Origin of the sequence: Kitasatospora sp. NPDC057512 (genome assembly GCF_042802135.1) — a bacterium.
Classification (GTDB): domain Bacteria; phylum Actinomycetota; class Actinomycetes; order Streptomycetales; family Streptomycetaceae; genus Kitasatospora.
Genome location: NZ_JBHVET010000268.1, coordinates 1 through 10,249, shown reverse-complemented (window position 1 = coordinate 10,249; position 10,249 = coordinate 1). Strand labels below are relative to the sequence as shown.

Genomic DNA, 10,249 nt, shown 5'->3' with positions numbered 1-10,249 from the left:
ACCCACAGCACCGGCAGTCTGAAAATCATCCAGCCCCCGGAGCGGCCACCCCCGGAGCCGCCCCCGGCCCCCCACCCTCCCGAGAGCCCAACCCCCCACCCGTCAACGGGCCCCCCGCCGGGCCTCCCGCACCCGCCGCAACCGGTTCACCAGCACCGGCGCGTGCGCCAACGCCTCCTCCCGGTCCAGCAGGGCGTTCAGCACCTGGTAGTACCGCGTCGGGGAGAGCCCCAGCTCCTCCCGGATCGCCCGCTCCTTGGCCCCCGCCGTCCGCCACTGCCGCCCCTCCAGCGCCAGCACCGCCCGGTCCCGCTCGCCCAGCTCGCCCACCGCCGACACCTCCGTCCACCGCTACGGAGTGTCATTCTCCCGCGCGACCCGGACACACACTGCTCGCCCCACCGCTCCCCGCGCCCGGCTACCGTCACCCCCATGACCACGCCGAGCTTCGCCCTGCACATCCCGACCGCCGACCTCGACCCCGACCCGCTCGACCCGGCCCAGATCGTCTCGGGCACCCCCGAGGTCACCGGCAAGGTGCTCTCCGAGTCCGCCGACGGTCGCCACCTGCGCGGTCTCTGGCAGATCACCCCCGGCGTGGTCACCGACGTCGAGGCGGACGAGATGTTCGTGGTGCTCAGCGGTCGGGCCACCATCGAGGTCGAGGGCGGCCCGACCCTGGAGGTCGGCCCCGGCGACTGCGCGGTCCTGCGCGAGGGCGACCGCACCACCTGGACGGTCCACGAGACCCTCCGCAAGGCCTACGCCATCACGCTCCCCTGAACTCCGCCGGGGCCGGGGCGAACCACGCCCCGGCCCGGCCGGCGCCCTACTTGCGGACCTTCGCCGCTTCCTTCACCGCCGCGTCCTGCAGGCCGTCGAGCACCTGCTTCGGGTCCCCCGTCACGGCCTGCCCGATCCCGGCCTTGATCCGGTTGCTGACCTCGCCCCAGGCCGGGTCGCCGAACGGGTAGAAGCTCGCGTTGGTGAGCCCGACCGCGAACTGCTTGAGGTCCTCGTGCTTGGGGTCGGACGACATCTGGGCGAACGCGTCCTGGGTGACCGGCAGGAGGTTGTACTGCTCGTCGAACTTCAGCTGGTTGTCCTTGCCGTAGACGAAGGCCAGGAACTTCTTGATCTCGTTCTTGTGCCCGTTCGCCTTCAGCGCCATCATCCAGTCCGCGACCCCGAGGCTCCCGGTCCGTCCGACGCCGTCCTTCTTCGGGATCGGCGCCGTCCCGAACTCGATCTTCCCGGCGGTCGCCATCCGCAGCAGCGTCGGGTGCCCGTTCAGCATCGCGACCTTCCCGGCGGCGAAGTCCTGGAACACCGGGGTGCGGTTCATCTTGCCCGGGTCCGGGTACGTCAGCCCGGTGGCCACCAGGTTGCTCTTCAGCCAGCCGAAGGTCGCCTGGTTCTGGGTGCTGTCGATGGTGTAGTTGCCGACGTCGTCGGAGATGCTGCCGCCGCCGCTCAGCGTCCACAGCATCGACTCGGCCGGCGCCTCCTCCGGCCCCAGCGGCAGCCCGTACGGGGTCACCCCCGGCACCTTGGCCTTGATCTTCTCGGCGTCCTGCCGCAGCTCGTTCCAGGTGGCCGGCGGCTGGGTGATCCCGGCCTGCCGGAACACCGCCTTGTTGTAGAAGAGCACCCGCGACGAGGAGACGAACGGGATCCCGTACTGCGTCCCGACCACCTGCCCGGCGTGCGCGAAGGTGTCCAGGAACCTGGCCTGGGTGTCCACCGAGAGCACGTCGGACGCCGGGTACAGCCGGTCCGCCGCGACCTGGTCCGCGAAGCCGCCGGTCTGGAGCAGGTCCGGCGACTTGCCGGCCGCGATCATGTCCTCGACCTTCTTGCCGATCTCGGTCCAGCTGTCCACCTCGACGCTGACCCTGATCCCGGGGTTGGCCGCCTCGAAGTCCCTGGCGACCGCGTCCCAGTAGTGCTGGGAGCTGGTCTCGGGGCTCTCCCCGTAGTCGGCGGCGACCAGTTTGAGGGTGACCGGCCCGTCGTCCTGCCCGCCGCAGGCACTGACCGCGGTGAGGACCAGTGCTCCGGCCAGCGCACCGCCGAGCACACGGGTGGGGACGTGGACGCGCCTGTTCAACGCGGGTACCGCCTTCGGGGGGATGGAACGGGGGGTGAACGCAGCCGGAACGGGGGAATCCGGCAGGGGGACGCGCAACACTCCCAAACCCGTCGACCACCGGTCCACACCACCGCCCGGCGCCGCCCCAGTAGTTATCGAAGTGCTCGGCGTCATTGCACAATGCGCAACAAAACCCCCCACGCACCCCGGTCCGCGCCCGCCCCGCCCCCCGGCGCAAAGCCGCGCACACCCCCGCAGCTGCGACAAAGCTCACCCAGTATGGACCAGACCAATCCGACAACTGGACTAGACCTCTTCTACCCGCCCAAGGGAAACTGTCCTCCGTGAAGCACGTCATCGCACTCGATGTAGGCGGCACCGGCATGAAGGCCGCGCTGCTCGCCCAGGACGGCTCCGTGCTGTTCGAGGCACGCCGACCGACCGGGCGGGAGCACGGCACGGACGCCGTCGTCGCCGCCATCCTCGACTTCGCCGCCGACCTGGCGGACGAGGGCCGCAGCCGTTTCGGCGTCGCCCCGCTCGCGGCCGGTGTCGCCGTCCCGGGCACGATCGACGAGAAGAACGGCATCGCGGTCTTCTCCGCCAACCTCGGCTGGCGCGAGCTCCCGCTGCGCAAGCTCCTCGGCGAGCGGCTGGCCGGACCGGACGGCGGCGCGATGCCGGTGGCCCTCGGCCACGACGTGCGCTCCGGCGGCCTGGCCGAGGGACGGCTCGGAGCCGGCCGCGGCGTCGACCGCTTCCTGTTCATCGCCCTCGGCACCGGCATCGCCGGCGCCATCGGCATCGACGGCCGGATCGAGGCCGGCGCGCACGGCTACGGCGGCGAGATCGGCCACGTCGTGGTCCGCCCGGGCGGCCCGCAGTGCGGCTGCGGCGCCCGCGGCTGCCTGGAGACGCTGGCCTCCGCCTCCGCCGTCTCCCGCGCCTGGGCCGAGGCCAGCGGCAACCCCGACGCCGACGCGGCATCCTGCGCCGCCGCGGTGGACGCCGGGGACGACCGCGCCCTCGCGGTCTGGCAGCGGGCCGTCGACGCCCTCGCGGACGGCATCGTGCTGGCCCAGAGCCTGCTCGACCCGTCCACGGTGATCGTCGGCGGCGGGCTGGCCGAGGCCGGCGACACGCTCTTCACTCCGCTGCGCGCGGCGGTCACCGGGCGACTGACCTTCCAGATGCCCCCGAAGGTCGTACCCGCCATGCTCAAAGACACCGCCGCGTCCCTGGGCGCGGGCCTGCTCGCCTGGGATCTGCTCTCCATGGAGGTGACCGCGTGACCACCGCGGACCGTGACCGTACTGCCCTGGCCGGTGCCCGACTGGTCCTGCCCGGCGGCGTCGTCGAGGGCGACCGCCTCGCCGTCGAGGGCGAGCGCATCGCCGGCCTCGGCGGCGACACCGAGCCCGGCGACCTCGACCTGACCGGGTACACCGTCGTCCCCGGCTTCGTCGACCTGCACGTCCACGGCGGCGGCGGTGCCTCGTACGCCTCCGGCATCGCCGAGGAGGCGCTGCTGGCCGCCCGCACCCACCTGGAGCACGGCACCACCACCACGGTGGCCTCCACCGTCACCGGCGAGATCGACGAGGTCGCCCGCCAGGCGCACGTCCTCTCCGAACTCGTCGAGGACGGCGTCCTGGCCGGCATCCACTTCGAGGGCCCGTTCATCTCGCACAACCGCTGCGGCGCCCACCGTCCCGACCTGCTGCGCGACCCCGACCCGGCGCTGGTGCGCAAGCTGGTCGACGCCGCCCGCGGCCACGCCCGGATGGTCACCCTGGCCCCCGAACTGCCCGGCGGCCTGGACTCGGTGCGGATGCTCGCCGACCTCGGGGTGATCGCCGCCGTCGGCCACACCGACTCCGACTACGCCACCACCCTGGAGGCGATCGAGGCCGGCGCCACCGTCGCCACCCACCTGTTCAACGCCATGCCCGGCATCGCCCACCGCGCCCCCGGCCCGATCGTGGCGCTGCTGGAGGACGAGCGGGTCACCGTCGAGCTGATCAACGACGGCGTGCACCTGCACCCCTCCGTGCTGGACCTCGCCTACGGCACGGCCGGCGCGAACCGGGTCGCCCTGATCACCGACGCGATGGGCGCGGCCGGCATGGGCGACGGCCTCTACCCGCTCGGCCCGCTCCAGGTCGAGGTCAAGGACGGCGTGGCCCGGCTGGTCGAGGGCGGTGCGATCGCCGGCTCGACCCTCACGCTGGACGTGGCGTTCAAGCGCTCGGTCACCGTCAACGGGCTGAGCCTGAACCAGGCCGTCGAGTCGCTGTCCGCCACCCCGGCCCGGCTGCTCGGCCTGGGCGACTCGATCGGCTCGCTGGAGACCGGCAAGCTCGCCGACCTGGTCGTGGTCGACTCCGACGGCTACGACCTGGTCGCGGTGATGCGCCGCGGCCGGTGGATCGTCGGCGGCGAGAGGTTCTCCACCGTCAAGCCCGCCTGAGCGACGCCGACGGCCGCCCTCCCCCACGCGGGGACGGGCGGCCGTGGTGTGTCCGGAGGAGGGGCGGGCTCAGCCGCCCGGCTCGATGGTGATCTGGTCGACCAGGACCGCGCCGGAGGGCACCGTGAGGGTCACCGTGTTCGGCCCGGCCTGGAACTGCGGCAGTATCCAGGTGCTGTACCAGGCGGAGGTCTGGTCCTTGGGCTGCGGCCCGTAGATCTTGTACGTCACCCCGCTCGGCCAGTCCTTGCCGTTCACCGCGGCCGCGCCCTTGAACTCCGCGCCCGAGTAGTTGTAGTGCACGGTCAGCTTGTACGACCCGGCGGTGGCGATCTCGCCCGTCCAGGTCACCGAGCCGCCCGGCTGGAGCGTCAGGTAGCTGCCGTCGGCCGACTTGGCGCCCTTGACGGTGTTGGCGGACGGCGCGTTCTGCCCCTGGAGCTGGCCCGCGTCCACGGTCGTCGGTCCGGAGACCGGGGTGGCGCTCGCCGAGGGGGAGCCGGCGGCGGTCGTAGTGGTCGGCCCCGGGGTGGTGGGGGCCGGCGGGGCGGTGGTGGCGGTGCCGCCCTTGGCGTTCTTGTTGTCGTCCGGATCCCCGGTGGAGAGGGCTATGCCCGCCCCGATCGCTATCGCCGCGACCACGGCCACCGCGCCGATCACCGCGCCCTTGCTCCGGCCGCTGCTGCGCGGCTCCTCGCCCGGCTGCGGCCGGGAGTGCTCGGCGTAGCGGGTCTGCTGGGTGGGCGCCGCACCGTACTCGGGCTGCTGCGGCGGGCCGGACTGACCGTACGGGGCCTGCGGCTGGCCGCCCGGGTACTGCGGCGGCATGCCCTGCTGGCCGTACGGCTGTTGCTGCTGTTGCTGCCGCGGCGGGTAGCCGTACTGCGCGCGCCCGACCTCCATCGGGCGGCTGTACGGCGTGCGCGGGACCCCCTGCTGCGGCTCGGCCGGCTGCCCGGTGGAACCGTCGGCCGGGCGGTAGAGGTAGCCGAACGGGTCGTCGTCCTGCGGGGCACCGCCCCCCTGGCCCTCGGGCACTCCGTTGCTGCCGGCGGTCGTCACGGTGGTCTGCTCCCCCATCCGGTGCGCCGCGTGCTGCGGGCGGCGCAGATCATGGACGCTGTCGTACCGGGAACCCTACCTGCCGTATGTGACGGCGGGAAAAGAACCCTTGACAACTCACGGGTAACCGGGACGGCCAGGGCCGGCCCGGGCCCGCGGCGGCCGTCCGCCGGATCAGCCCGCGCGCCGGTGCGAGCGCTCGCCGCGCGCCCCGCGCACCGCCCCGCCCCGGGCCCGCTTCTCGTCGTACATCCGCTCGTCCGCGGTCTGCAGCACCTCCTCGATGCTCATCCCGCAGCCGGCCCAGCCGACGCCGAGGCTCACCCCCACCCGCATCGCCCGTCCGTCGATCCGCATCGGCGGGATGATGGCGCCCCGCAGCCGGTGGGCGAGGTCCTTGGCCTCCTCGCGGCCGATCCCGTCGGCCAGCACCACGAACTCGTCGCCGCCGAGCCGGGCCACCGTGTCGCCGTCCCGGACGGCCTGGCTCAGCCGCCGGGCGACCTCGACCAGCACCGCGTCGCCCGCGTTGTGACCGAACCGGTCGTTGATCGACTTGAAGCCGTCCAGGTCGCAGAAGAGCACCGCGAGCCCCTTGTCCACCGCCGCCGCGGCGCCGGAGCGGAACGGCGCCGACCAGGCGTCGCCGCCCGGCCCGTACTCGGCCGGGACCACCGCGTGCACGTGCTCCCCGAAGCCCGGGCCGAGCCCGCTCGGCAGCCCCTCGGGCAGGCCGTAGCCGTGCGCCGGCCCGAACGGGTCCGCGCCCTCCAGCCCGTCGTGCGCCGCGTGCGCGCTGTAGGAGTCGGCCGGGTAGCCGTACGGCTGCGGGTAGGCCACCTCGACCTGCCCCCCGGTGGCGCCGACCGGCTGCGGCTGGGCGCAGAGCCGGCGGGCCAGCCGGGCCTTGAGCTCGGCGCCGTTCGGCAGCCCGGTGAGCGCGTCGTGGCTGGCCCGGTGGGCGAGCTGGAACTCGTGCCGCTTGCGGTCCTCGATGTCCTCGACGTGGGTGAGCAGGAAGCTCGGGCCCTCGGCCGCGTCCGCGACGATCGAGTTGCGCAGGCAGACCCACTGGTAGCCGCCGTCCCGCCGGGACAGCCGCAGCTCCGCGCGGCCGCTCTCGGCGCTGGTGCGCTCCAGCAGCGCCCGGTCCTCGGGGTGCACCAGGTCGGCGAAGCTCTGCTGGCGCAGCACCGCCCGGGGCCGGCCGAGCAGCCGGCAGAGCGCGTCGTTGACCCTGGTCAGCTGGCCGCGCCCGACGCCGTGCAGCTCGGTGATCGCCATCCCGCTGGGCGCGTACTCGAAGGCCTGGCGGAAGCTCTCCTCACTGGCCCGCAGCGCCTGCTGCTCCTTCTCCAGGCGGGCCAGCGCGCGCTGCATCTCGGCCCGCAGCCGGGCGTTGCCGATCGCGATGGAGGCCTGCAGCGAGAACATCTCCAGCGCCTCGCGGGTCCAGGCGCCGGGCCGCTTGCCGCTGCGCGGGCGGTCCACCGAGAGGACGCCGAGGAGGTCGCCGCCGGCGCTGTACATCGGGGCGAGCAGCCCGTCGGCGGGGTGCCAGTCGTTGGCGTACACCGGCAGCGGGCCGTCCCCGATCCAGCGCGGGATGTCGCTGGCGACGGCCCAGCCGCGGTCGTACGGCAGGAAGCGCAGGGTGCCCCAGTGGTCGCTGACGCCGAGCAGCCGGTCCCAGGACTCCCGGGAGCCGACCTGGCCGAGCAGGACGGAGGGGCCGCCCATCGGGCTCTCCTCCAGCTCCCAGACGGCCGCCACCACGAGGTCGCCGTCGGGCCTGACCAGGCTGACCGCGGCGGCGTCGAAGCCGAGCCCGTGCACCGCGCCCTCGACAACGGCCTGGAGCGTGCCGGCGAGGCTGCGGGCAGCGTTGAGGTCCGCCACGACCCGGTGCAAGGTGCGGAGGGTCGCGAGACGGACGTACGGCTCCGACTCGGCTTCCATGCGGGGGCTCCCCGGCTGCTTCGGATAGTTCTTGATTGGTTATCGTCCGATTGCCAGAAGAACTGAATCACAGGGAGCACAGCGCTCGGCACGCTCGGTCAGCAATAGGCCATCACTTGTGACTTAAATCACACGAGACTAATGCGCCCTTAATCAGTTCATCTGTCCCATAGCGGGACATACAGCGTCATCGGAACAATTCTGGTGGTCGACCGCATTGGCCGCCGACTGAAGCCGACTGCGCCCGCCAGTCCGGTGGCTTCACTCCTGAGGGTGAGTTCGGCCACCGAGCGCAACCCTTCGGCCGGACCGCCGGTCCTACGACCAAGGCCCGATGCCGTTCCTCCCGGGTGACGACTACCGTGCGGTACGTGTACCCGTCGCCGCAGCCCGAAGCTGCCCCCCACGCCACGCCCGACGAGTTCCGGGCTGCCCTCTCCCAGCTCGCCGCCGGCGTGAGCCTGGTGACCGTCCACGACCCGGAGGACGGCGAGGACGTCGGCATGACCGCCACGTCCTTCCTCTCGGTGTCGCTGGAGCCGCCGCTGGTGCTGATCTCGGTCCGCGAGGACTCCCGGATGGACGAGGTGCTCTCCCGGGTGGACACCTGGGCGGTCTCGGTGCTGACCGAGGGACAGAAGACGCTCGGCTCCCGGTTCGCCATGAAGGGCCGGCTCAGCGACCGGCTGCTGTTCGCGGACACCCCGCACCACCGCGGCCCGCGCACCGGCGCCCCGCTGGTCGACGGCGCGCTGGCCACCGTCGAGTGCCGCACCGAGCAGCGGATACCCGCCGGCGACCACACCCTGCTGCTCGGCCGCGTCCTGGAGGCCGCGGTGCCCGACCCCGGCGGCCGCCCGCTGCTCTACTTCCGCGGCGGCTACCGCACCCTCGGCTGAGGGCCGCGCCGGCTACTCGCCGCCCCGCGGCGCCCGGCGGCCCTGCTTCAGCTCGGAGCGGTGCTTCTTGTTCTCCAGCCGCCGCTGGACCATCCCCCGGCTCGGCCTGGTCGCCCGCCGGGCCTTCGGCGGCGGCGCGCACGCCTCGGTCAGCAGCGCCGACAGCCGGGCCGCGGCCGCCTCCCGGTTGCGCCACTGCGAGCGGAACTCCGAGGCCTGGACCACCAGCACCCGGCCGTCCACCAGCCGACCGGCCAGCCGCTCCAGCGCGCGCTCGCGCCACACCTCGGGCAGCGCCCTGGTCGAGGCCAGGTCGAAGCGCAACTCGGCCTTGGAGTCGGAGGTGTTGACGTGCTGGCCGCCGGGGCCGGAGGAACGCGAGAAGCGCCAGACGAGCTCGGCGTCGGGGACGACCACCGACCCCTGTACGCGGATGGGCTCGGACATGCGTCCATCATCCCGCGCCCGGCCCGCCCGGTCACCCGGATATCGGTACGCCCCCCGCTTCCGCACCCGGTTACCCCCAGGCGCCCCGAGCCCCGACAATGGCGTACGTGATCGAGCTCGGCTACTCCCTCTCCAACCGCTTCCCCGACCCCCCGCAGACGGACTACCGCACCGCGTCCGTGCACGCCCTGCGGTACGACCTGTTCTGCGGCGACGTCTACCTGGACGGCGAGGGCTCGGAACTGTCCACCGGCTGGGGCTGGGTGCCGGTGCTCGACTTCGCCTGGGCGCTGTGCGACGTCGCCGAGCTCCTGGACCGCGACCCGGACGGCGTCCGGGCCGCCCGGGTGCAGACCGCCGACCTCGACTTCACCCAGAACACCGAGCTGCTGCGCTTCGCCCGCCGCTTCAACTGGGTCGAGGTCACCGCCACCTGGCTGCCGGACGAGCCGCCGGTGGTGGTCCGCCACGGCGAGCTGCGGCGCGAGGCCCGGGACTTCCTCCAGGACACCCTGGCCGACCTCTTCGACATGCACCCCGACCTGGCCGACAACCCGAACATCTGGACGCTGCAGGGCCGGTTCCGGCGGATCTGACGCGTCCTTTGCCCGGTCTTTGCCCTCCGTTTGGCGCCCACGAAGAATTCACGGCCTCTGCGGAACCAAGCCACCGCGGTATCGCGTTGTCCGGGGAAATAGCGAACGAAGCGAACGAAGGGACTGCAATCGTCATGCCAGTGAGCCTCTCCAAGGGTGGCAACGTCTCGCTGACCAAGGAGGCCCCCGGCCTGTCCGCGGTCACCGTCGGCCTGGGTTGGGACGTCCGCACCACGACCGGCGCCGAGTTCGACCTCGACGCCAGCGCGATCGTCCTGAACGCGGACGGCAAGGTGCTGTCCAACGCCCACTTCGTCTTCTTCAACAACACCAGCACGCCGGACAACACCGTCGTGCACACCGGTGACAACCGCACCGGCGAGGGCGCGGGCGACGACGAGTCGATCAACATCAACCTGGCCGGCCTGCCGGTCGAGGCCGCCAAGATCACCTTCCCGGTGACCATCTACGACGGCACCGCCCGCGGCCAGAACTTCGGCCAGGTCCGCAACGCCTACATCCGCGTGCTGAACGCGGCCGGCGGCGCCGAGATCGCCCGCTACGACCTCTCCGAGGACGCCGCCACCGAGACCGCGATGATCTTCGGCGAGCTCTACCGCAACAACGGGGAGTGGAAGTTCCGCGCCGTCGGCCAGGGCTACGCCTCCGGCCTGGCCGGCATCGCCCAGGACTTCGGCGTCCAGCTCTGACGCACCCGCGGACC

Annotated in this window: 11 protein-coding genes; 6 read left to right on the top strand and 5 right to left on the bottom strand. The window is 72.9% G+C overall.

The genetic code is table 11. The features are described from left to right. Positions 1–102 precede the first annotated feature (102 nt). Positions 103–330 carry a DUF3263 domain-containing protein gene (locus ACFU6K_RS18950; RefSeq protein ID WP_380664437.1) on the bottom strand — a complete coding sequence of 76 codons (228 nt, stop codon included), beginning with the start codon at positions 328–330 and terminating at the stop codon, positions 103–105. Between the two features lie 102 nt (positions 331–432). Between ACFU6K_RS18950 and ACFU6K_RS18945 the strand changes: the two genes are divergently transcribed. Then, on the top strand, positions 433–783 hold the full coding sequence (locus ACFU6K_RS18945; RefSeq protein WP_380664435.1) for a cupin domain-containing protein: 351 nt from the start codon (positions 433–435) through the stop codon (positions 781–783). 46 nt (positions 784–829) lie between these two features. Here the strand turns inward: ACFU6K_RS18945 and ACFU6K_RS18940 are convergent, their stop codons facing one another. After that, positions 830–2,110 (bottom strand): extracellular solute-binding protein, encoded by a 1,281-nt coding sequence (locus ACFU6K_RS18940; RefSeq protein ID WP_380664433.1) that lies wholly within the window; start codon positions 2,108–2,110, stop codon positions 830–832. A gap of 326 nt (positions 2,111–2,436) precedes the next feature. Here ACFU6K_RS18940 and ACFU6K_RS18935 point away from each other — a divergent pair, with 326 nt between their 5' ends. Both ACFU6K_RS18935 and nagA read left to right on the top strand, forming a co-directional pair. Next, positions 2,437–3,384: an ROK family protein gene (locus tag ACFU6K_RS18935; protein WP_380664431.1), complete on the top strand. Its 948-nt coding sequence runs from the start codon at positions 2,437–2,439 to the stop codon at positions 3,382–3,384. Beyond that, on the top strand, positions 3,381–4,562 hold the full coding sequence (gene nagA, locus ACFU6K_RS18930) for an N-acetylglucosamine-6-phosphate deacetylase (protein WP_380664429.1): 1,182 nt from the start codon (positions 3,381–3,383) through the stop codon (positions 4,560–4,562). The genes ACFU6K_RS18935 and nagA overlap by 4 nt, the downstream gene beginning before the upstream one ends. Before the next feature lie 69 nt (positions 4,563–4,631). On the opposite strand, the gene ACFU6K_RS18925 is transcribed toward nagA, so the two are convergent. Both ACFU6K_RS18925 and ACFU6K_RS18920 read right to left on the bottom strand, forming a co-directional pair. Continuing rightward, positions 4,632–5,624 carry a hypothetical protein gene (locus ACFU6K_RS18925; protein WP_380664427.1) on the bottom strand — a complete coding sequence of 331 codons (993 nt, stop codon included), beginning with the start codon at positions 5,622–5,624 and terminating at the stop codon, positions 4,632–4,634. Between the two features lie 174 nt (positions 5,625–5,798). Next, a complete protein-coding gene (locus tag ACFU6K_RS18920; RefSeq protein WP_380664425.1) occupies positions 5,799–7,583 on the bottom strand; it encodes a diguanylate cyclase domain-containing protein in 1,785 nt (594 codons plus the stop codon). Positions 7,584–7,945: 362 nt separating this feature from the next. Here ACFU6K_RS18920 and ACFU6K_RS18915 point away from each other — a divergent pair, with 362 nt between their 5' ends. Next, a complete protein-coding gene (locus tag ACFU6K_RS18915) occupies positions 7,946–8,482 on the top strand; it encodes a flavin reductase family protein (RefSeq protein WP_380664439.1) in 537 nt (178 codons plus the stop codon). A 12-nt stretch (positions 8,483–8,494) separates the two neighbouring features. Here the strand turns inward: ACFU6K_RS18915 and arfB are convergent, their stop codons facing one another. Next, complete coding sequence (gene arfB, locus ACFU6K_RS18910) at positions 8,495–8,929, bottom strand: alternative ribosome rescue aminoacyl-tRNA hydrolase ArfB (protein ID WP_380664423.1); 435 nt, start codon at positions 8,927–8,929, stop codon at positions 8,495–8,497. 98 nt (positions 8,930–9,027) lie between these two features. Here arfB and ACFU6K_RS18905 point away from each other — a divergent pair, with 98 nt between their 5' ends. Next, complete coding sequence (locus ACFU6K_RS18905) at positions 9,028–9,525, top strand: hypothetical protein (protein WP_380664421.1); 498 nt, start codon at positions 9,028–9,030, stop codon at positions 9,523–9,525. Between the two features lie 134 nt (positions 9,526–9,659). Then, the gene (locus ACFU6K_RS18900) at positions 9,660–10,235 is read left to right on the top strand and encodes a TerD family protein (protein WP_380664419.1); all 576 of its coding nucleotides are present in this window, start codon (positions 9,660–9,662) and stop codon (positions 10,233–10,235) included. The last annotated feature ends 14 nt before the right edge of the window (positions 10,236–10,249 follow it).